This window comes from Streptomyces sp. NPDC014891 (assembly GCF_043081085.1).
Classification (GTDB): domain Bacteria; phylum Actinomycetota; class Actinomycetes; order Streptomycetales; family Streptomycetaceae; genus Streptomyces.
Genome location: NZ_JBIBWF010000001.1, coordinates 272869 through 295273, shown reverse-complemented (window position 1 = coordinate 295273; position 22405 = coordinate 272869). Strand labels below are relative to the sequence as shown.

Annotated in this window: 9 protein-coding genes; 3 read left to right on the top strand and 6 right to left on the bottom strand. The window is 76.0% G+C overall.

Features of this window, described 5'->3' with window-relative positions:
• Window positions 1-53: 53 nt before the first annotated feature.
• The 3 genes from ACF09E_RS01280 to thpR form a co-directional block, all read right to left on the bottom strand.
• Window positions 54-1370, bottom strand: coding sequence for a phytase (locus ACF09E_RS01280; RefSeq protein WP_392203258.1), 1317 nt, complete (start codon window positions 1368-1370; stop codon window positions 54-56).
• A gap of 508 nt (window positions 1371-1878) precedes the next feature.
• Window positions 1879-2796 (bottom strand): class A beta-lactamase, encoded by a 918-nt coding sequence (gene bla, locus ACF09E_RS01275; RefSeq protein WP_392203839.1) that lies wholly within the window; start codon window positions 2794-2796, stop codon window positions 1879-1881.
• 229 nt (window positions 2797-3025) lie between these two features.
• Window positions 3026-3646 (bottom strand): RNA 2',3'-cyclic phosphodiesterase, encoded by a 621-nt coding sequence (gene thpR, locus ACF09E_RS01270; RefSeq protein WP_392203838.1) that lies wholly within the window; start codon window positions 3644-3646, stop codon window positions 3026-3028.
• Between the two features lie 313 nt (window positions 3647-3959).
• On the opposite strand from thpR, the gene ACF09E_RS01265 reads away from it, so the two are divergent.
• Complete coding sequence (locus ACF09E_RS01265; RefSeq protein ID WP_392203257.1) at window positions 3960-4418, top strand: SRPBCC family protein; 459 nt, start codon at window positions 3960-3962, stop codon at window positions 4416-4418.
• Between the two features lie 13 nt (window positions 4419-4431).
• Here ACF09E_RS01265 and ACF09E_RS01260 read toward each other — a convergent pair whose 3' ends face one another.
• The 3 genes from ACF09E_RS01260 to ACF09E_RS01250 all read right to left on the bottom strand — a co-directional run bounded on the left by ACF09E_RS01260 (window position 4432) and on the right by ACF09E_RS01250 (window position 20221).
• On the bottom strand, window positions 4432-5232 hold the full coding sequence (locus ACF09E_RS01260) for a YqjF family protein (protein ID WP_392203256.1): 801 nt from the start codon (window positions 5230-5232) through the stop codon (window positions 4432-4434).
• A gap of 114 nt (window positions 5233-5346) precedes the next feature.
• The gene (locus ACF09E_RS01255) at window positions 5347-6546 is read right to left on the bottom strand and encodes a S8 family serine peptidase (protein WP_361857525.1); all 1200 of its coding nucleotides are present in this window, start codon (window positions 6544-6546) and stop codon (window positions 5347-5349) included.
• Window positions 6547-6784: 238 nt separating this feature from the next.
• A complete protein-coding gene (locus ACF09E_RS01250) occupies window positions 6785-20221 on the bottom strand; it encodes an amino acid adenylation domain-containing protein (protein ID WP_392203255.1) in 13437 nt (4478 codons plus the stop codon).
• A gap of 440 nt (window positions 20222-20661) precedes the next feature.
• Between ACF09E_RS01250 and ACF09E_RS01245 the strand changes: the two genes are divergently transcribed.
• Together ACF09E_RS01245 and ACF09E_RS01240 are read left to right on the top strand one after the other, a co-directional pair.
• Window positions 20662-21105: an SSI family serine proteinase inhibitor gene (locus ACF09E_RS01245; protein ID WP_392203254.1), complete on the top strand. Its 444-nt coding sequence runs from the start codon at window positions 20662-20664 to the stop codon at window positions 21103-21105.
• Between the two features lie 451 nt (window positions 21106-21556).
• A complete protein-coding gene (locus tag ACF09E_RS01240) occupies window positions 21557-22342 on the top strand; it encodes a hypothetical protein (protein WP_392203253.1) in 786 nt (261 codons plus the stop codon).
• Window positions 22343-22405: the final 63 nt, after the last annotated feature.

The window sequence follows — 22405 nt, the reverse complement described above, 5'->3', positions numbered from 1 at the left end:
GCACCGGCCGCCGGACGGTCGGCGGCCGGTGCGGGCGCGAGGCGAGCCGGGGGTCAGTGGTCGAGAGCCTCCAGGACCGCCCCGAGGTCGACGAACTTGAAGCCGGTCGCGGGGCGGTGGCCGTCGCCGGGGGTGTCGTGGCCGTCCTGCACGACGAGCAGCCCGTTCGGGTACTTCGGGCCGAGGGGGGCGTTCAGGGCGGCGGCGCCGTCGCACTCCTCGGACCCGTCGAGGGCCCCGCTCGCGGACCCGACGCGGAAGCCGCCCTCGTACTCGTTGCGGTCGGCGAGCTCCCGGTCGTAGGCGGCGAAGGTGTCGTCGCCCTGGCTGGAGGCGAGCAGGTGACCGTCGCCGCCGCGCTCGGTCACGAGCGTCAGTCCCTCGACGTCCGAGGAGATCCGGGTGCCGCCGTAGCCGGGGTCGGCGCCCGGCGTGCACTCCTCGGTCTCCTCGTCGTAGACGCCGGGGACGCCGTACTCGCGGACCCGGTCGACCAGCCTCGGGGTGCCGGTGAGGTCGGCGCGGAGCCGCCAGATCCCGACGTCCTCCTGGCCCGCGTACAGGATGCCCGCGGCGGGGTCGACGACCATGCCCTCGACCTGCGGCTGTTCGCCGGGCTCGCCGCACGGGGTCCACGACGTGCCGTTCGGCAGCCGGAACGAGGCGGGCAGCTCCAGGGTGCGGACCGTGCGGTAGGAGACCTTGCCGCCCGCGGTCGGGAGGAGCCGGAGCAGGGTGACGGCGGTCCGCTCGCGCCGGCTGACGAGGGCGTAGGCCGTGCCGGACGCCGGGTCCGTCCAGGTGGCCAGGCCGTACGCGGTGCGCTGGTCGTTGATCTCGGCCTGGTCCCGGGAGAAGACGGCCGGGGCGGCGGGATCGGTGACGTCGGTCAGCGGACCGCCGGCGCGGTCGCGGTCGATGCGGTAGAACCGCAGCCGGTCGTGGCCGCGGTCGCTGGTGACGGCGAGGTCGGCGCGCCCCGAGGAGAGCCGGAGGCCCTGGACGAGGTCCACGTTGTTGAACCGGCCGGGGGAGTCGTCGGGTCCGGCCGCGGGCGGCGCCGCGATCGTCTGGACCGGTCGCGCGTCGAGGTCGTAGACGCGCAGCCCGCCCTCCTTCGCGGTCGCGACGACGAGGCTGCGGGCGGGGGCCGCGGGGTTGCGCCAGATGGCGGGGTCGTCGGCGTCGGCGTTGCCGCCCGCCTCGTCGTCGTGCAGTACCGGGGTCTCCGCGCGCGGCACCACGACCGGCAGGGAGCGGGCGGGTCGGTGGTGGCGGGCGTCGGCCCGGGCAGGCACGGCGAGGGCGGCCGCGGCGAGCGCCGTGGCGGCGGCGAGCACGAGCGGTCGGACGGTACGGGGGCGAGTCACGCAGGTCTCCTCTGAAGGGGGCTCGTACGACCTGCGCGAGCGTGCTGCCCTTCCGTGTCCGCCCGGCGGCCACCGCCCGGCCGGAGCCGCGAACTCCAGGTGCACGCCCGATGAACCGGGCACGGGCAGCGGGGGGCGACACCCCCTCGATCCCAAGACCCCGAACCCGCAACCCTCCAGCTCGGTAAGGGTTCCCCGGGACCGATCGGGGGGAACGGGCCGCAAGCGGCCAGGAACACGGACGACCCGTGGGCCTGGTCCCGTCCGCTCGAGTTCGGACGGGAGCCGGCCGGATAACCGGCGGCCCACGGGTCGGGTGACTGCGTGGTTTTCGGCAGACGACCTGCCGAGGTGCACAGAGTGCGACGGCAGGCCGTTAGCCCGCAGTCACCTCACGAATCCGAAAAGAAACCATGTTCTCGGATCACCTCCTTTCAGCGTGTGACCACAGCCTAGGAAAGGCCGCGGCGGCGCTCAAGCGATTTATTCGAGCGATTTCCGAGCCGGGTCAGGGACGGCCCAGTTCCGCCGCCACCAGTGCCGCGGCGTCGGCCACGAGGGCGTCGACGGGCGCCGCGTCCTCCGCGAACCGCGTGGACAGCACGGTGAGCACGACGGGCCCGCCGTCCGGCTTCCAGGCGACGCCCGCGTCGTTGTTCCCCCCGTAGCGGCCGCCGCCGGTCTTGTCGGCGAGGAGCCAGTCGGCGGGCAGTCCCTTGCGGAACCGCTCGGTACTGGTCGTGTTCGCCAGCATCCACGCGGTGAGGCGTTCCCGGTCGTGCCGGGGGAGCGCGGTGCCGAGGATCAGGCGCCCGTAGCTCCGGCCGGCGGCCCGGGGGGTCGTGGTGTCGGTCTCGCGCCAGGGCTCGGCCGAGTTCAGCTCGGGCTCCCAGCGGTCCAGGCGGGTCGTGCGGTCCCCGATCGAGCGGGCGAAGCGCGTGACGGAGGTCGGGCCGCCCAGCTCGCGGAGGAGCAGGTTCGCCGCGGTGTTGTCGCTGAAGCGCAGCGTGGCGTCGCAGAGCTCGGAGACGGTCATGCCGTGGGCGATGTTCTCGGCGCGCTCCGTCACGGGGGACCAGCCGGAGCGCTTGACGTACTCCGCCGTGTAGCGGATGCGCCGGGCGAGGAAGGAGCCGTCCCGGTCGAGGTCGCGCAGGACGGCGGCGACGGCGAAGGTCTTGAAGACGGAGCACATGGGGAAGCGCTCGTCGGCGCGGTACGCGACGGAGCGGCCGGTCCGCACGTCGTGGGCGAACACCCCGAGCCGTGCGGCGTGCCGTTCCTCCAGCTCGCGGAGCCGCGTGACGAGGCCCTCGGCGCCGGGCGACGAGGCGGACGCCGTCCCGCCGAGCGGTATCGCGACGGCGAGGGCGGCGCCGGCCCCGAGGCCGAGCACGCCGCGACGGGACGGATGGAATCCGGTGATGGACAAGGTGTTTCCCTTTCCCGAGCGATCACTGCACAGGAAGACACGCGCGGGCACCCCCGGCCGGTTTCGCCGGGCCGCACCCGGGGTCGTGACCGCGGCCGCTCCGGGGAAGCCCTCGCGTCGACCCCGGGGGACCCGCCGCGGGGCCCCGGCCCGGATCCGCCCGCGCCGACGTCGCCGCGGGCGCTCAGCCGCAGGTCTGCTTCAGGTGGACGTCGGGTGTGCGTCAGTCGGTGCGGAACGCCCAGGACTCGATGTCGCGGTACCGGATCGGCCCCGGGCCGCGCCCGAAGTCGCTGCCGACCAGGTGGAGCCGCTCCGCCGGCCAGCTGCGTCCGGCGAAGCCGGTCAGACCGGCGGCCAGGGCCGACGCGCTCGACGGGTCGTCGCGGCGGGCGCGGGCCAGCGTCAGGTGGGGGCGGAGCGGCCGGTCCTCGAAGGGGATGCCGCACGCGGTGACCACACCGCGGACGTCGGCGGCCAGCCGGTGGAGCCCGTCCAGGTCGCCGTCGATCCCGCTCCACAGCACCCGCTCGTCGAAGTGCCCGCCGCCCCGCAGGGACAGCTCCACCGGTCCGCGCGACGCGGCGAGGTCCGCGAGGGGCGTCCGCAGCGGCGGTACGGCGTCGACCGGCAGCTCCCCGAGGAAGGCCAGGGTGATGTGCCAGTCCTCGACGCGGTTCCACCGCATCCGCGGGTGGGTCTCGTACGCGGGGCCGAGCACCCGCTCCAGCTCGTCCTTGGCCTCGTCGGGCGGTGCGAGGGCGACGAAGACGCGCACCGTCGCCGCCCGGTCCGGCTCGCCCGCACCGGTCGCCGCGCCCGGCCTTCTCCGCACCTCGGCCATGTCCCGTTCCCCGCTCACGCCGCCCGTCCTCCTCGCCCGGCCCCCTCCGGGCCGGGCGGGGGCGGTCGTTCCTGACGTGAGCGTACGCGCCGACCGGGCCGTACCCGCCGGGGCCCCGGCCCGCCCGGGTCCCGCGGTGCGCGTCCGCGCCGGGCGCGTACCGGTGCCGGGCGCACCTCGCTCGCCGGGCGAACCGCCCCGCGGTCACGTAGGGTCGTGCTGCCACTACGACAACGGCGGTGGTACGACGAGGAAGGACCCTCGTCGCCGCAGGCGCGGGCGGGGGCGCCGCCCGACCGATCCGGGGTGCCCCGTGACAGGACAGTTCGAAGCGACGTTCGAGGTGGACCGGCCGGTGGAGGAGGTCTTCGCCTTCCTCTCCGACGGCCGCAACGATCCCGAGTTCAGCCCCCGGGTGCTCGGGATCGAGCGGGTCCCGGACGGCCCGACGGCCGTCGGGACCGTCTTCCGGAGCACGGTCAAGGACGCCGGGATGAAGACGCGGAGGGAGTTCCGCATCACCGCCCTCGACGCCCCCGTGAAGATCCGCTGGGCCGAGGAGTCCAAGAACCTCGTGACGGCCCGCGAGGGCGGCTACGACCTGGAACCGCTCGCCGGAGGCCGGACGCAGGTGCGGATCTACAACGTCCTCGAGGGTCACGGCCTCGGCAGGCTCCTCACGGGCCTGGCGCTCTCCGCCGCCCGCAAGGACGCCCCCGGCTTCGGCGCCCGGATCAAGGCGGCGGCGGAGGCGGGGATCGCCCCGCGCTGACGCGACGGGCGGACTACCGGTCCGCGTCCCTCTGCCGCGGGACCCGCGGGACCCGCGCGCCGCGCGGGTCCCGCGGCGGGGCACTGAAGCGGACCGGGACGCCCGGCGAGTACAGGACGCTGGCGGGCGGTCCGGCCGGCCGCTCCAGGCCGGCGGCGGTGAGCAGCGTCTCGTCGCAGTCGAGCAGCCGGGCGCGGTGCAGGGGCCAGCGCGGGTGGGTGTTCGGGAGGTAGAGCGGCCGCCCGCGGAACGAGCTGTGCATGCCCCAGCGGGCGGTCAGGAAGTGTTCGAGGGCGGTGGGCTCGGCCACTGGTTCGCCGACCTCCACGCTGATCGCGCTGCGCGCGCCGCGCGGGCCGGGCCAGCGGCGACTGCTCGTGTACGTCACGGTGGGGCCGTCGCTCCGGACGCTCATCCTGGACCAGACGTAGGGGATCCGGAACGCCCACCGGCCGACGGCCACCGGGATGAGGCGCGACGCGTCGAGGGAGCGGAAGACGACGCCCCGGCGTCCGTGGGCGTCCACGGAGTACAGCCGGACGTTCGTCTCGGGGAAGGAACCGAGGTAGGGGACGCCGGGGAGCCGGAACCAGCCGACCCGGTGCATGCGGAAGGCGACCAGGCCCACGTAGGTGACGCCGTCGTGGGTGTCGGGCACGGTTCCGGGCGGCAGGAGCGGGGCCACGTCGGCGGGGTCCGCGGCCCAGTGCAGGAACGCCAGGTCGAGCCAGGACTGGGTGAGCAGGGTGCGGTCCGGGCGGTGCGGCGGGTCGGCCGATATCGGCTCGGGGAGCGCGGCGGGCTGCGGCGGCATGCCGACAGTATCGGACACCGCGCACGCGGAGGTGGCCCTCCACGGGTGTGTGGAGGGCCACCTCTTCAACGGGCGCCGGGGGCACGGACGACCCCGGCGTTCGTGGTGGTGCGGTTACGGCGTGACCTTCAGGAGCTTGTTGGCGGTGCCCGCGGAGGCGTTCTTGATGGCGTCCGGGGTGGCCGCACCGGTCAGTGCGGTGGCTGTGTCGGCCGGCGTGGCCGACGGGTTGGCCGCCAGGTAGAGAGCGGCGGCACCCGCGACGTGCGGGCTGGCCATCGACGTTCCGGAGATCGTCTTGACGCCGGTGTCACTGTCGTTCCAGGCCGAGGTGATGTCCGAGCCGGGAGCGTAGATGTCGACCACGGACCCGAAGTTCGAGAAGTCCGACTGCTGGTCGTCCTTGGTGCTGGAGGCCACGGTCAGCGCCTCGGGCACCCGCGAGGGCGAGCCCTGGCCGGCGTCCGAGGACTCGTTGCCGGCCGCCACCGCGAAGGTGACACCGGAGTCGATGGCCCGCTTGACCGCCGCGTCCAGGGCCTCGTCGGCGCCGCCGCCGAGGCTCATGTTGGCGACCGAGGGACCCGAGTGGTTCTCGGTGACCCAGTCGATGCCCGCCACGACCTGCTCGGTGGTGCCGGAGCCGTTGTCGTCCAGGACGCGGACGGCGACGACCTTGGCCTTCTTGGCGACTCCGTGGGAGGTGCCGGCGATGGTGCCCGCCACGTGCGTGCCGTGGCCGTTGCCGTCGTCGGCGGACTGGTCGTTGTCCACGGCGTCGAAGCCGTGGGTGGCCCGGCCGCCGAAGTCCTGGTGCGAGATGCGGACGCCGGTGTCGATGACGTACGCGGTGACGCCCTCGCCGCCGTTGTCCGGGTACGAGTACTTCTGGTCCCCGGCGGTGTCGGCCTGGTCGATCCGGTCCAGACCCCAGGACGGGGGCTGCTCCTGGGTCTCCTTGATGCTGAAGCGCTTGTTCTGCACGACGGTGCCGACCGCGGGGTCGGCGGCGAGGCGCTTGGCCTCGTCGACGGACAGGTCGGACGCCGAGAAGCCGTTCACCTCGGAGCCGTAGGAGCGGACGAGCTTGCCGCCGTACTTCTTGGCGAGGTCCGCCTTGTTCGCGGATGCGTCGAGGATGACGACGAAGCTGCCCTCGACGGCGCCCGGGGCGCCGAGTCCGTGGACGGTGCCCTCGGCCGGAGTGGCCGCTCCGGCCAGGTTGCCCGCGAACAGCGCCGCGGCGGCCGCGGCCGCCGTGCCTGTGGCTATGGCCGCGTTGCGAAGTCCGTGGGATCGCTTGTGAGTTGCCATGAAAGTGGATCTCTCCTCGTGTTGACGTGTGGGGCGTCAAACGTTCGAGAGAACCCTGTTCGGATTGGCAGGAGCAAATCAAGACCGAACCCGGGGTAAAGCGATATTCAACAAGGTTTCTTAAACAGCTCTCCGCATCGCCTTCACGACCCACACGCCCCCTGGCCAAGTCCTCCCTGAAACGGTCACGTTCGACGGCGCAGCGATCAGCGGGCGCCGGTCGCCCCGGCGGCGCATCTCACTCCGTCGGTCCCTGTTCGGCGGGATCCGGCCCCCGCCGGGCCGGAAAGCCCGCGAGGTCGTCGTCCTCCGCAGCGACGGCATGGCCCAGCAGGTGCAGCGGACCCGCGGTGACCCCGGCCGCCGCCATGCCCCGCCAGTAGGCCCCTGCCAGCCGCGCGTCCACCAGCCCGTGCACCAGCGGCAGTTCCGGATCCGCGGCGTGCAGCAGCGACTCCAGGCGGCACGAGGCGATCGTGCCGGGAAGCCACGAGCGGGCGGCGTATGCGGCCGCGACGGCGGGCGGCAGCCCCGGTGCCGTACGACGGACGACGGCCTCCCCACGACCGGCGGCTCCGCCGGAACCGTCCGCCCCCACCGGGCCCGGGGCGCCGACGGACAGCAGGCCGCCCCCGACGATCAGGACGTCGCGCCGCTCGCGCATCCGCGCCAGCGCCTCGGCTGTGTCGAAGCAGTGGGGGAAGGAGTCGTCGACGACGATCGTGCCCGGCCGCAGCCGTGACACGTCGAGGACCGCCCGACCGCCACTGACGGCCGTGACGAGGAGGTCCGCCGCGTAGACCGCTGCCGGAAGCGCGGACGCCCCCGACTCGTGGACCTCCACGTCCCCGGCGAGCCCGCGGCCGGCCAGGTCCTCGGCGAGCGCCCGCAAGCGTGCCGCGCTGCCCTCGACGTCGCACAGGATCAGCCGCGCGGGCGGCACGGGCGCGAGAGTCAGGAAGAGTTCGAGCGACGAGCTCCCGATGGAGCCCAGGCCCACGACGGCGACGGTGAGATCCCCGAGATCCCCGATACCGCTCAGGTCGTCGTGCTCGCCGTGGCCCCCGAGGCCACCACGGCTGCCGGCCCCGACGGCACCCTGAGGATCCCCGGCGTGGTCGAGCCCTTCACCGGCGTCGGACCCTCCGGTTCCCGCGAGCGAGCGGCCCGTTCGGGCGAGGGCCGCGTGGACGGTCTTGACCACGGACACCGCGGTCGCCGCGTGCCCGGTCGTCACCGCCGTCGGTCCCTCCGTCTCCCGCAGCACCCCGAAGCCGTACGCGGTCAGCGACGGGATCATGCCGGCGAGCGAGACGGACCGGGCCCCCAGCGCCGCCGCGTGTTCCACGGCCCGCGCCGTCCGGGCGGCGAGGTCGGGTGTCGACGCGAGCTCGTCGGCGAAGAGCGGAAGGCACACGAACCCCGAGCGACCCAGGGGCGTGTCGATCTCCTCCACGAGCCGCGCGTGTCCGTCCGGGAAGAGCGCCTCCCGCAGCCACTCGCGCGGATCGGTGACACCGGCCCCCGCCTCGCCGCCCGCGCGGAGGCCGCCGGCCCCCGCCGGCGCCGACAGCTGAGCGGGCGGCGGGAGGTACCCGACGAGCGCGGAGTCCAGGACGTCCCGCGCCGGGTGCGCGTCGGGAGCGGAACGCCGTACGTCCTCCGGCACCGCGTCGCACGCGGCCATCGCACCCCGCAGGGCCTTCGCGAACGCGGTGAACGCCGTGTCGTCGGGGAACGCCGTCGCCGACGCGCGGAGCGTCACCCGCAGCTCGCCCTCCCCGACCGGACGCACCGCCAGGAAGGTGTCCGTGCCGACCGGCGGCGGCGCGAGCTCCGCGTCGGTCTCGTCCCACCGCACCCTCAGTGTGTCCCCGCTCATCGGCCCCAGGGCGGAGAAGTCCAGGAAGGTGAAGAAGAACTGGGCCGCGGACGGCAGTCCGCCGCCCTCGCCCCCGAGCGGCGGAACGCCCTGGGAGCGGGCCGCCTCGACCTCCGCCACGACCGCCCGGAGGTCCTCGGCGAACGTGCGGTCACCGGTCCCGGGGCCTGCCGGGGAGCCCGGCCCGGCGGGCCGCAGTTCCCTCCCGCCGCCGGGCCTCAGGGGAACGGCGGCGGCGTACGGACCGAACGCCAGGTGCGCGTCGGGATGCGTGTCGTCGCGGCCGGAGACCGCCAGCCCGAGGATGAGGTCCGTCTGCCCCGTCGCGTCGGCCAGCGTCCGGTAGTACGCGGTCAGGACCGGGGCGAAGAGCGTCGTACCGGCGCCGGTCGCGCACCGCCGCAGCGCGGAGACCGCGGCTGCGTCCAGGGTGAATCCGGTCGAGCGGTGGGGCCCGGCCGCCGCGGGGCCCTCGGTAGGCGACCGTTCCGCGGTACGGGCTCCGAGGACGGGCCGGGAGTACGGTCGGGCGAGCCGGTCGGCGCGCTCGGAACGCCCGGACGGGACGACGCCGGACGCGTCACCGGATGCGGGGGCGCGGTCCCGGAGGGACCGGACATGGTCGCGGAACGTGCCGCGCAGCGGCGGGAGTTCGCCGGGCTCGCCGCGGAGGACACGGTCATAGGCGGCGAGCAGCTCCCGCCCGAGCAGCGTCACGCTGTAGCCGTCGCCGATGAGGTGGTGGGCGTGGACGACGAGCGCGTGCTCGTCGGGCCCGAGGGTGAGCACCCGCAGGCGGAGCAGCGGCCAGGCCCAGGTCTCGAAGCGCCGTTCGCGTTCCTCGGCGATCCGTGTCGCGAGGAGGTCCGGCTGCGCGAGGGTCTCGAAGGCGACCGGCAGCCGGAGGCTGGGCGGCAGTTCCTGCTGGACCGGCGGCCGCACTCCGGCGGGGAACACGGTCCGGAGCATCGGATGGCGCGCGACACAGGCGTCGACGGCCTGCTGGAAGACCTCCGGCCGCAGGGGGCCGTCCACCCGCAGGCAGGCGAGCCACGCCGTGGGCGAGTCGGGCGCCATGGCCTCGGCGAGCAGGAACCCGCGCTGGGACGGCGACAGCGGGAAGGGCGTGGGGAACGCGGTAGGGACGGGGGAGTGGGCAGGGGAGTCCGCGGGTGAAGGGGAGGGGCGGGGCGGGCCGCCGTGCGCGCGTGGCTCGGTGCCCGCGTCCACCGCAGCGGTCCCCTCGGGCCCGTCCGCCGGGCCCCGGTCGATCGCGGCGGCGAGCGCCGCGAGTGTCCGGTGCGCGTACACGACGGTGGGCCGGGGCAGCGCGGGAATCGTCTCGCGCAGCCGGGCGAACACCTGGAGCACCAGCAGGGAGTCGCCGCCGAGGGCGAAGAAGTCGTCCTCGCGGCGCAGCGCGTGGACCTCCGCGTCGAGGAGTTCGGACCAGACGCGGGCCAGTAGCACCTCGGTCGGCGTGGCGGGCAGGGATCCCGCCGACGGACTCAGGGATCCGTCGGTGTCCCCGGCCGGGGGCTTCAGGGCGGCGCGGTCGATCTTCCCGGTTCCGGTCAGGGGCAGGTCGTCGGCGAGGTGGATCCGGTGCGGCAGCATGTAGTCCGGCAGGGTCCGCGCCAGGTGGGCGCGGAGCGCCGTCGACGTGGGCCCGGGCACGCCCGGCAGGCACTGCACGAAGGCGGCCAGCCGTTCGTCGCGGTGGACCACGGCGGCCCGGGCCACCGCCGGATGGCTCAGCAGCACCGACTCGATCTCGCCGAGCTCCACCCGGTGCCCGCGGATCTTCACCTGGTCGTCGAGCCGTCCGAGGAACTCGACGACGCCGTCCTCGCCGCGCCGGACGCGGTCGCCGCTGCGGTACCAGCGGCGCCCGTCGCGCACGGTGAACGCGGCGGCGGTCAGCTCCGGCGCGTGGAGGTAGCCGGGGGTGAGCCCGACCCCGGCGATGAGCAGTTCGCCGGGCTCGCCGGGCGCGCAGCGCCGCAGCCCGTCGGGCGTGACGACGTCGACGTCCGTGCCGGTGAGGGGGGTGCCGATGGGCAGGGTCCGTACGTCGTCGGCGGGTCGGGTGTCGATGAGGTGGAAGGTGGCGTTGATGGTGGCCTCGGTGGGACCGTAGAGGTTGGCGATCCGGTGCCCCGGCCCGAACAGGTCGTACCAGCGGCGCACGTGGGAGGGCGGGAGCGCCTCCCCGCCGACGTGGATCCAGCGAAGGGCCGACAGGTCGGGTGCGGGCCCGCCCTCCCGGACGCGCGCCTCGGCGGCCTCCAGGAGGCGGGACCACAGGCTCGGGACGGAACTCCACACCGATATCCGGGCCTGTTCGACGCGGTCCAGCAGGGCTTCGGGGTCCCGGAGGAGCTGCCGGGGGAGGGTGACGACGGCGGCCCCGACGAGGAGGGGCGCGAGGAGCTGGCGCACCGACGCGTCGAAGCAGAGCGAGGCCGTCTGGGCGAGGCGGTCGCCCGCGTGGTAGCCGAAGGTGTCCAGGGCCCAGTCGAGGTAGTTGGTCATGGAGCGGCGCGTGATGGGGACCGCTTTGGGGCGACCGGTGGAGCCGGAGGTGAAGATGACGTACGCGAGCGAGTCGGGATCGTGGGAGGGCGACGCGTCTTCCGGGGCCGCGTCGCAGGGCATCGGCACCGGGGCGGTGTCGTCGGCCGCGACCAGGGCGAGCCCCGCCTCGGCGGCGAGCCCGGCCGCCGCGTCACGGGTCGCCGCGTGGCACACGAGCACTCCCGCGCGGGACCGGCTCAACTGGTCGGCGAGGCGTGCGGGGGGATGGGCGGCGTCCAGCGGAACCCAGCCGGCACCGGCGCGCAGGATGCCGACCACACCGGTGACGGCGTCGGCGCCCGGCTCGACGAGCAGCCCCACGAGGTCGCCCGGGACCACACCGCGAGCCCGCAGGCGGGCGGCGAGGGCGGCGGACGTCCGGTCCAACTCGGCGTAGCCGAGGGTGTCTCCGTCGGTGTCGACGGCGATCGCGTCCGGTGTGGCCCGGAACCGGGCGAGCAGCCGGGCGACGATGTCGCCCGACGGGCGCGGGCCGGAGTCGACCTCGCCCGGGATCGCCGTGTCCGGGCCCCCGGTCGTGGCCGGAGCATCGACCGCCGTCGTGGCTGTCGTAGTCGCCGCCCGCGCGATCGGGGCGGGCGCCGGAGTCGGAGCCGGAGCTGGAAGCGGCGCCGGACTCGTAGCCGATGCCGAGGCCGGACCCGTAACCGATGTCGAGGCCGGACCCGTAGCCGAAGCCGAAGCCGGAGGCCCGCCGAGTCCGGCCGCCCCCGTGAGTTCGGCGAGGTGCTCCGCGGCGAGGCGCGCGACGGTGGCCGGGGCGAAGAGCCGGGCGGGGAAGTTCCAGGAGAAGGCCAGCTCCCCGTCGGACTCCCAGCACAGCAGCCCGAGCCGGGTCGCCGCGGAGGCGGTTCCGGCCGACGTCGGGCGGACCTCCACGGGGCACCGGGGATCGAGAGCGACCGGGAAGCGGGCGAAGCTGAAGGACGCGGGCGCGGCGGTACGGGGCCCGGCCCCGTCCGCCGGCAGCAGCCGGGCCAGGTCGAGGCTCGTGAGCAGGCCGTGCCGCTCGCTCTCCGGCCACGCGTCACGGAGCCGTACGGCGAGCGCGTGCACCGAGTCCTCGGGGCCGACGAGGACGGGAACCGGGAGGGTGTCGGCCAGCGGTCCCACCAGCCGGTCGATGCCCGGCAGTCGCGCCTCGCGACGGGCCCTCGCCACGTTCACGGTGACGTCCTCCCGGCCGCCGCTCCACCGCGAGAGGCAGCGCGCGTACGCCGCGAGGAGCAGGTGGAAGAGCGACACCCCGTGGGCGGCGGCCGTCTCCTGGAGCGCGGTCGACAGCGCGGGCCCCGGGGTCACCTGGTGGGCGAGGAGCGGGGGTTCGGGGAGGCCCAGCGGATCACCGTCGTACGGGAGGGCGAGCGGCTCCCCCTGCCGGCCGAGGACACCGCGCCAGTACGCCCGGCTCTCGGTGAGGGCCGACTCGGAGCGCGCGGACCGCTCATGGGCGTGGAACGCGGCGAAGTCGGTAAGGAGCGGCGGGAGTTCGGGCGTGGCACCCTGTGCGAGGGCGGTGTAGAGAGTCCAGAGTTCCTCGCCGAGGACGTTCAGGCTGAAGCCGTCGGCGGCGGCGTGGTGCACCACGAGCACGAGCCGCAGGAACGCCTCGCGGGCTTCCCCGGTGACGGCTGCCTCTGCGGTCCCGCGGGCCTCCGCGGTCCCCTCGGCCTCGGTGGTCTCATCGGCCTCGCGGCGTCCGCCGGGGACGCGGGTCCCCCGCGTCCCGCGCGCGAGCACGGCGCGCAGGGGCCCCTCGGCGGTGAGGTCGAACGGCCGGTTGCGGAGGGCCTCTTCGAGCTCCGCGAACTCCGCCTCGGCGTCACGGTCGCCGGGCAGGTCGCGGACCTCGTACCAGTCGGGCATCCCGTCGTGACCGTGCGAGGCCGGTACGGCGGACTGGACGGGGCCCGAACCGCCGGGGAGGACCCGGATGCGCAGCATGGCGTGCCGGTCGGCGAGCGAAGCGAGCGCCCGGCCGAGCAGACCGGGGTCGAGGGGGCCGCGGATGTCCTGGGAGACGTACCCGTAGGCGGGCACGTCCGGGTACAGGCCGCCCTGCGTGTGGAAGGCGAGCTGGACCGGAGTCAGGGGGAAGGGGGCGCCGTCGTCGGGGGAGGGCGCCGCGGCGGGGCGCGCGGGGGCGGGGGAGAGGGGTGCCGAGTCGCCGAGCGCGCGGGCGAGTTCGCCGAGGGTCCGGTGCTCGAAGAACAGCGTGATGGGCAGGGACCGGTCAAGCTCCCGCTCCAGTCGCTTGACGAGGTCGACGGCCATGAGCGAGTCGAGGCCGAGAGCGAGCAGCGGCACGTCGTCGCCGAGGACGTCGGCGGAGACGTGGAGCGCCTCGGCCAGCAGCCGCCTCAGGAGGGGCGTCACTCCGCCGGCGCCGATGCCGATGCCGGTTCCGGTGCCCGTCGCCTGCCCGGCGGGTACGGGCACGGCTGCGGGCCGGGTGTCGAGCGCCGACGCCGCCACGGGGGCGGACGGTTGCGTCGCCACGGCCGCGGCCCTCCGCGTGGACGTCGACCCGGACGTGGCCGTGTGCGGGGAGCGAGGGACAGCCTGTGCGCCGGTGGGGGCCGGTGGCCGGGGTGCCGTGGCCCCGTGTCCGAGGTCGGCGACGAGGAGGTGAGCGGCGTCGATGCCGCCGGCGGTGTGCAGCGCCGCCAGCGCCTCGCCGGTCGTCAGCGGCCGCGGCCCGCGCGTGCCGCCGGAGGCGAGTCCCGTCCCGGCGAACGCCGCGAAGCCGACCGCCTGCCAGGGCCGGCCGGCGGACCGTTCGGCGGCGGCGAAGGCGTCGAGGTAGGCGTTGGCGGCGGCGTAGTCGCCGATCGCTCCCGCGAGCCCGGGAAGGACGGCGGAGACCGAGGAGAACGCCACGCACAGGCCGGGGCGCAGGTCGTGCTTGACCAGGCCGCGGGCGAGCAGGGCGGTGCCCCGCGTCTTCGCGGCCAGGGCGTCGGCGATCTCGTCGGGCGTCTTGGCCCGCAGCGTGCCGGGCCGTACGACTCCGGCGGCGTGGAGGAGGACGTCGAGTCGCGGCAGAGCCGCGAGCAGCGTGTCGACGTCTGCGGGGCGGGAGACGTCGGCGGCGCGGTACTCCACGGTGGCGCCGAGCGCCCGGAGTTCCCCGAGGAGCCCTGCGGGCGGCTCGGCCGCACGGCCGGTGAGCAGCAGGGTCGGCCGGCCCCTCCCCGCGAGATCGCGGGCCAGCGCGGCTCCGACGCCGCCGGTGCCGCCGGTGATCAGGTACGTCCCGTGGGGCGGCAGCGCGGACTCGTCCGAGGCGGCGCTAGGGGCCGCGGGCCGGGTCGTCCGGCCCAGGCGTCGTCCCGCCCGCCAGGCGACGGCGGGCGCGGGACGGAGGTCCCCGGCGTCGTCGGACACGGCGGGCCCGGAGGTCAGTTCGCGGTCCAGGGCGTCGAGCCGCGCGTCCGTCCCGTCGAGGGAGGAGAGGTCGACGCTGTGGGCGAGCACCCCGGGGTACTCCTCGGGCAGCGCCAGGGCCAGTCCGGTCAGGACGGCCTGGGCGGGGTTGGGCCGCTCGGCTCCGGCCCCGGTGACGTGGACGTCCTCGGTGACGAGGAGGACACGCGGCCGGTGCGCGGCGAGCTCCGGCAGCAGTCCCCGCAGGCGGTTCGTCAGGGCACGGTGGGCCGCGTCCAGGGCGTCGGCGTCGGGGCCGTCGGCCGGATCCGGCGCGGGGCCGGGACCGGCGAGCAGCACGACGACCTCGGGCGCGACGGTCGCACCCGGAGGCGTGTCACCGGTCGTGACTGCCGCCGGGTCGGCCGGCCGGTCCTCCGCGTGTAGGACCGCGACTCCGCGCGCCTCGAGCCGGTCCGCGAAGGCCCGGGAGAGCTGCGAGTCCGGCCCCGCGAGGAGGACCGAACGCGGCCCGGGCGCGACGGTCGCCGGGGCGTCGTCCCACTCGATCAGGTGCAGCAGCGGCCGTGCAGCGGTGGCCGGCCGGTAGCGGCGCCTCTGGAAGGGATAGGTGGGTACGGGGATCCGCGTCCGTCCGGCGTCGAGCCCGGCGCGGTCCAGAGGCACGCCCCGCTCCCAGAGCCGGCCGACGGCCTCCAGGAGCCCCCGGGCGCCGTCCCGGTGCCCCGCCGCGAGGGCCAGCGCCCCGCTCCCGCGCGGGTGCGCGGCCGCGACGGCGCGCACGGAACCGCCGAGCGTGGCGGCGCCGAGCTCCACGAAGGCGTCGTAGCCGTCGTCGAGCAGCCGCTGCACGGTGGCGCCGAAGCGCACCGGCTGCCGGGCGTGGGCCCGCAGATGGGCCGGGTCCAGGACGGGCTGCCAGTCGGCGGTGACCGTGCTGATCAGGGGCGTCGCCGCCCCCTGCGGCCGGAGCGGCGAGAGGCCCCGTGCCGCTTCGGCCAGCGCGTCGAGCGCCGGATCCATGAGGGACGAGTGGAAGGCCCGGGACACCCCGAGCCGACGCGCCGCGACGCCCCTGCCGGAGAGGACGGCCACGGCGTGGTCGACCGCGGCCGGCGTCCCGGCGAGGACGACCTGGTCGGGACCGTTGACGGCCGCGATGTCCAGGCCGCCCCGGGCGGCGGCCACCACGTCCGCGACCGCCCGCTCGTCGCAGCGGACGGCGGCCATCGCGCCCGGGGGGCACAAGTCGGCCATCAGACGGCCGCGTTCGGCGGCGAACCGCACGGCGTCGGCGAGCGGCAGCGCCCCCGCCACGCACGCGGCGGCCAGCTCGCCGACGCTGTGCCCGGCGACGGCGTCCGGGACGACGCCCCAGGCCCGGACCTGACGGGCGAGCGCGACACCGTAGGCGACGAGGAGGGGTTGGGCGACGTCGGTGCGGGCCGCCGCGTCGGGCGACACGTCGTCGAGGCACCAGGCGGCGAGGCTGCGCCCGGCGATCGTCCCGGCATGCCCGGACGCCTCTTCCAGCGCGGCGCGGAAGGCGGGCGCCTCGTCGTGGAGCACACGGGCCTGCTCCCGCGGCCGTACGCCCTGCCCGGGCAGCAGCAGGACGAGGCGGGCACGTGACCGTACGGGCGTGCGGAACGGCCGGTCCCCGTCGCGTACGGAGCCGGGTCGAGCCGAGTCCGGCTGTACGACGCCGGGCCGACCCGAGTCGGGCCGTACGAAGTCGAGCCGTGCGGCTTCGAGTCGGGCGGCCAGGTCTCCGTCGGCGACCAGTGCGAGACGGTCGGGACCCTCGTCGCGCGCCTCGGCGACGGCCGCGCAGACGTCCCCCTCGTCGAGTCCGGGACGCTCCCTGAGATGGGCGGCGAGGTCGGCGGCTGCGGCGCGCAGCGCCTCGTGCCCGTGCGCCGACAGGGTGAGCAGCCGGGGCTGCCGGGGGCCGGTACCGGCGCTCCGGCCTCCCGCGAATCCGCCCGCCGAGGGGCCTTCCGAGCCGCCCGCCGAACGGTCCTCCGAGCTGCCCGCCGAACGGTCCTCGGAGCTGCTCGCCGAACGGTCCTCCGAGCTGCCTGCCGAGCGGTGCGCCGTCCGCTGCCCCGCAGGCGCCCGCCGCTCCGGGAGGCTCCGGACCGGGGCCTCCTCCAGGACGGCATGCGCGTTCGTCCCCCCGAACCCGAAGGCGTTGACGCCCGCGAGGAGCGGTCCGGGCGCCTCCCAGGCGCGGACGGCTTCCACCAGCTCGAATCCGGCGCCGGCCAGGCCGGGCGACGGCGCGGGCGGCGCGGTCCGCAGCGGTGACGGGGGCAGGCGCCGCTGCCCGAGCGCGAGGACCACCTTCACCAGGCTCGGCATGCCGGCGGCGTTGAGCAGATGGCCGATGTTCGCCTTGACCGAGCCCAGCATCCGGAGCCGCCCGTCGGGCAGCGGCGGAAAGGCGTGGGCGAGCGAGCGCACCTCGACGGGATCGCCGATCGGCGTGCCGGTTCCGTGCGCCTCCACGTACGACACGTCCTCGGGTGCGACACCGGCGTCGCGGTACGCCTCCGTGATGACCTCGCGCTGGGTCAGGGGGTTGGGCGCCATCAGGCTGAGGGAGCTGCCGTCGTTGTTGACGGCGGTGCCGCGCAGCAGGGCGAGGACGGGGTCCCCGGCCCGCTTGGCCTCGTCGAGCCTGGTCAGCACCAGCGCCGCGCCGCCCTCGCCGGGGACGAAGCCGTCGGCCGCCGCCCCGAAGGCGTGGCAGCGCCCGGTCGGGGACAGCGCCTGGGCCTTCTCCAGGAGCGCGTACCCGGCCGGGGTGAGGTTGAGATGGACGCCGCCGACCACGGCGAGGTCGCACTCGCCGGCCTGGAGGCTGCGGCGCGCCAGGTGGAGGGCGACGAGGGCGGAGGAGCAGGCGGTGTCGACCGCGAGGGCGGGCCCCGTCAGGTCGAGGCAGTGCGCGACGCGGGCGGCGACCATGTTGGGGAGGTTCCCGGTGAGGGCGGCGGCGGGCAGCCCGTCGGGGCCGTGGGCCTCTTCGAGGATGCGCCGGTATCCGCTGTCACCGGCGGCGACGAACACCCCCACGCGCCGCCCGCGTCGCCGCGGCCCGGCGTATCCGGCCCGCTCCAGGGCCTCGTGGGCGAGCTCCAGCAGGATCCGCGCCTGCGGGTCGGTCGCCCGCGCCTCCTCCTCCCCGATGCCGAAGAACCCCGCGTCGAAACCGTCGGGTTCGTCGAGGAACGCGCCCCGGCGGGCGGGCCCTTCGGCCGCGCCGGTCCACCTCCCGACGGGTACGGGGGTGACGGCGTCGTAGCCCTCGAGAAGCCGTTCCCAGAAGGCCTCGGGCGTGTCGGCGCCGGGGAGGCGGCAGGCCAGCGCGGAGACGGCGATCACGGGCTCGACGGTCCGCCCGGCCCCGTGCGGAACCTCCTGCCCGGACGCACGGCGCGGACCCGGCAGCCCGCCGGAGCAGCCGTGCGACGAGGAGCCCGCGTCCGTCGTGTCGCGTGGCGGCACCCCGGCAGCCCCCGGTCCACCGGACGTGCCTCCGGCGAGGACCAGTCCGGCCAGGGCGGCCACGGTGGTGTGCTCGCGGACGTCGGAGGGCCGCAGCTCCAGGCCGAACGCGTCCTCCAGTCCCGCCAGCACCTCCATGGCCTTCAGGGAGGAGCCCCCGAGGGCCCGGAAGTCGTCGTGCGCCCCGACGGCCCGCTCGGGCAGCCCGAGCGTCCGCGCCCAGACGTCGCGTACGACGGCTTCGACGGCGGGACGGGACAGGGGCACGGCAGGCGAGGCGGGGACACCGGGCGCGGCTGACACGAGCGGGGCCCCCGGGTCGGCCGTGGGGCGGGAGTCGGTGACCGGGTCGGCCGTGGGGCGGGAGTCGGTGACCGGGTCGGCCGTGGGGCGGGAGTCGGTGACCGGGTCGGCCGCGCGGCGGGAGCCGGTCACCGGGTCGGCTGTGGAACGGGAGCCGGCCATCGGGGCGGCGGCCGAACCGAGGTCGGCGACCGTGGCGGCCTCCGAGCCGGAGTCGGTGCGAGCAACGGCCCGCAGGGAGCCGGTGACCGTTGCGGCCGCCGTCGGCGCAGCCGTGGACTCCGCCGCGGGTTCCTCCGGCCCGGGGGCGGTGAGGGAGCCCCTCCCCGACACCCCCAGCGCGGCCCGTTCCGCGATCTCCGGGTACTCCCCGCCCTCGAAGCGTTCGCGCAGCAGCCCGCGCCGGACCTTACCGCTCGTCGTGCGCGGCAGCGCGCGCGCCGGCAGCGCCAGCACCCGTACGTCGTCGTGCCCCAGGGCCTGCCGCACCCGTTCGCGGACGGCACTCAGGAGGGCGGGGGTCACGGCCGGGAGGGGAGTCGCGGGGGCGAGGAGGACCACCACGCGCTCGCCTTCGCCGCCGGGGCCGGCCGACCCCACGACCGCGACCGGACACCTGTCCAGTCCCGGTGTGCGCGCCGCGACCTCCTCCAGGTCCGCGGCGTGCAGGGTGCGGCCGTCGACGAAGAGGACGTCCTTGGACCGGCCGGTCACGCAGAGGCGGCCCTCGCGCAGGAACCCCAGGTCGCCCGTGCGCAGCCATGCGCCGCGGAACGATTCCGCCGTCGCCTCCGGGGCGCCGTGGTAGCCGCGGGCCACCTGGGGGCCGCGCACCTCGATGTGGCCGACCCGCCGCTCGCCGACGAGGTGTCCGGCGTCGTCGGTGATCCGCACGGAGCAGCCGTGCACGGGGCCGCCGACGTCCATCAGCTCCACCGCGTCTGGGCCGGGCGCGGTGTCCACGGCGAGGCCGCTGCCGAGCGCGGCCCTGTCCAGGGCGAGCGGCCGGGCGATCTCGCCCGGCGGCGGGAAGGTGACGGCGAGGGTGGACTCGGCGAGGCCGTACACCGGCGTCGGCGCGCTCGCCGGGAGCCCCGTCGGACGCATCCGACCGGTGAACGCCCGCCACACGGACGGCGAGATCGGCTCCGCGCCCACGAGCATCATGCGGACGCAGGAGAGGTCGAGGTGCCGGAGCGCGTCCGCGGGCACGCGCCGTTCGACGAGCGCGAGGGCGAAGTTGGCGGCCGAGAGCAGCGTGGCGCGGTGCCGTGCGGCGGCCTCCAGCCACCGCAGGGGCCGCTTGGCGAACGTCAGCGGTTCCAGCCGCACCTGCTTGACACCTGCCGACAGCGGTACGAGGTGGGTGCCGATGAGCCCCATGTCGTGGAAGTAGGGCATCCACGTGGCCAGCACGTCGGCGGGACGGATGCCGGCCGCGGCGCGGATCTGCGCCAGGTTGGCGAGCACGGCCGCGTGCGTCAGCTCGACGCCCTTGGGAGCGCCGGTGCTCCCGGAGGAGAACTGCAGGAAGGCCACGTCGTCGGGGGCCCGCTCGGGCAGCCGCGCGGGTGCGGGACAGGCGCGGAGGTCGTCGAGGAACAGGGGAACGGAGGAGGCAGGCAGGTCGTCGAGGAGTCGTACGGTGGACCGGCCGACGGCCACCGGGGGCTCACCGAGGAACTCGGCCACGGCCCGTACGCGCCGCGGGTCGGGGGCGAGCGGCACCGGGACGAGCCCGGCGGCGACGGCACCCCAGAAGAGCGGCAGGAACTCCTCGCTGCGCTCGACCGGCAGCAGGAGAGGGCTCCCGGGCGCGAGGCCGGAGTCGAGGAGGCCGCCGGCGACGCGCAGGGCGGCGTCGAGCAGTGCGCGATGGCTGACGGAGTGCTCCGTGCCGTCGCCGCCGACGTGGACGATCACCTGGCCGGGCGCGGCGTCGGCCGCTCCCGCCAGCACGTCCAGCAGTACCGTCCCGCCGTTGCCCCGCATCAACGCCCCCGTGCATCTGCCCGCGGGTGGGCCGCTCCCGCAGTCCCTGCGAGGAGGACCGCCCCCGGTCGTGTCTGTTCAGATCTGTAGCTGGATTGAACCGGTGTGAACCAGATCGGTCTGGAGTGGTCCGTTCAGGTCTGCGGTCATCATGACTGATCAACGAGCCTGCCGTAGCCACGGACCAGGGCCGAGCACCGGTGGGCCGTCGGGATCGGCCGGGCCCACGCGCCACAGGGCCTGCCGTCGACCGCGGCTCGTGACAGGCCGGGCCCCAGGACAGTCCCCGACCGAGGCCGTCGCGTGACCTCTTCGGCGGCTCCGCGGTTGAGGCCCGGGGCGGCGCCTCCGCGCGGCCCCGTATCCGTCTCGCCCGGTCGGCCCGGGACCGGCCCCCGGGTCGCACCCGACCCGCCGACCTCCGTCACCCGGAGCCTTCCTTGCCGCGTTTCACAGGCCCTGCCCTCGCCCTCGCGCTCGCCCTCGCCGCCCTCTCCGCCTCCGCCACCACCGCCCCGACGGCCGCCGCCGACCCGGGCGCCCCGGCCTCCGCCGACCGTCTGACCCTGTCGGTGACGCACAGCGGCACCCCGGCCGCCGACGGCACCGTCCACCTGACCTGCCACCCGGCGGGCGGGACGCACTCCGCGGCGCAGGCGGCCTGCGACCGGCTCGACGACCTCACCACCTGGGGCACGGATCCCTTCGCGCCGGTGCCGCCGGACTCGCTCTGCACGATGCAGTACGGAGGGCCCGCCACGGCCCGTGTCACGGGCACCTGGGCGGGCCGACCGGTCGACGCCGTCTTCTCCCGGTCCGACGGCTGCGAGATCGCCCGCTGGGACGGGTTCGTCCCCGTACTGCCCGACCTGGCGGGCGCCTGACCGGAAATGAGTCCGTTCTGTCACAGCCCGGCGATTCGTCCCGTATGACCTTGCCCGCTCGTTCGCTGCGTCCGCAGACTCCCTGCCGGGCGCGACAGATCGGACCTCCACGAACAGGGAGCGGGCCAGAACCATGCATGTCATCCGAAACCGCCGGACGGCGGCCGCCGCCGGCTTAGTGGCCTCCGTGCTGCTCGCCGGGCTGCCGACCACGGCCGGCTCCGCGTCAGCCGCCCAGAACCCGCAGCCTGCACCCGCGGCGCGGGAGGCGGGGCCGGCCCGGCCGGCACAGCCGCCGCGGACGGCACCGGTCGCGCCGTCAGTCCGCGCGTCCCAGGACGCGCCGTCCGCACACGACCCCCGGGTGCCACGCCGCCGGGGCGCCCTACCCGCCCTCGGCCGCGTCCTCGTCAATCCGGCCACCGTCGACATCAGGCTGCCCTTGGACAGCGTGACCGACACGACGGCGGAGTGGCGTGCGTCCGCAGTCGCCCAGAACCGGCTGACCACCCGGTGCATGGCGCGGTACGGCATCCCGTACGTCCACCCGGATCCCGCGCCGGTCACCGGGCCCGACGATCCCCACCGCTACCTCTTCGGCTTCGCGGACCCGGTGTTCGCGGCGGCGCACGGCTACGACCGGACCGGCGGCGTACCGCGTCCGCCGCGTCCGGAGGCGCCGCCGCTCACCGACGACGGCCACACCGCGCTGTACGGCCACCGGCCGAGCGACCCGCCCCCGACGACGGGCCCCCTCTCCGAGGAGGAGGCGCGGGAGACGAACACCGGGATCACGGTCGGAGGCCTGAGCGTGCCGGTCCACGGCTGCGCGGGCGAGGGCTACCGGACGCTGTACCTGCCCATCCGCACGAGCATCGACTCGCCCTTCCCGTTCATGCTGTCCTCCGAGGCCCACGCCCGCGCCAAGGCCGATCCGCGGATGCGGCGCGTCTTCGCGCTCTGGTCGCGCTGCATGGCCCGCCACGGATACCCCGGCATCACGGACCCCTACGAGGTGACGGCGGTGTACGACTTCGGCGACGACCCCGGCGGGCCCGCCGCCGTCGCCGCGGCCGTCCGCGACGTCGCCTGCAAGCAGAAGGTCAACCTGGTCGGCCTCGGTGCCGCCCTGGAGACGGCCTACCAGAAGCAGGTCGCGGCGGAGGTCGCGGACGACCTCGCGGCCTACCGCGTTCAGCGGGCGGCCCGGCTGGCACGGGCCGCCGTGCTCGGCTGACCCCCGCGCGGCCGGCGCCCCGCCCGGCCGACGCCCGGTCCGGGCCCGACGGGGCCGGCTCCG

What these genes read in the sequence shown, in the direction of transcription:
- thpR (WP_392203838.1), bottom strand. Translation starts at nt 3,646, where the DNA reads ATGGCCGAGGTGCGGAGAAGGCCGGGCGCGGCGACCGGTGCGGGCGAG.
- ACF09E_RS01260 (WP_392203256.1), bottom strand. Translation starts at nt 5,232, where the DNA reads ATGCCGCCGCAGCCCGCCGCGCTCCCCGAGCCGATATCGGCCGACCCG.
- ACF09E_RS01255 (WP_361857525.1), bottom strand. Translation starts at nt 6,546, where the DNA reads ATGGCAACTCACAAGCGATCCCACGGACTTCGCAACGCGGCCATAGCC.
- ACF09E_RS01250 (WP_392203255.1), bottom strand. Translation starts at nt 20,221, where the DNA reads ATGCGGGGCAACGGCGGGACGGTACTGCTGGACGTGCTGGCGGGAGCG.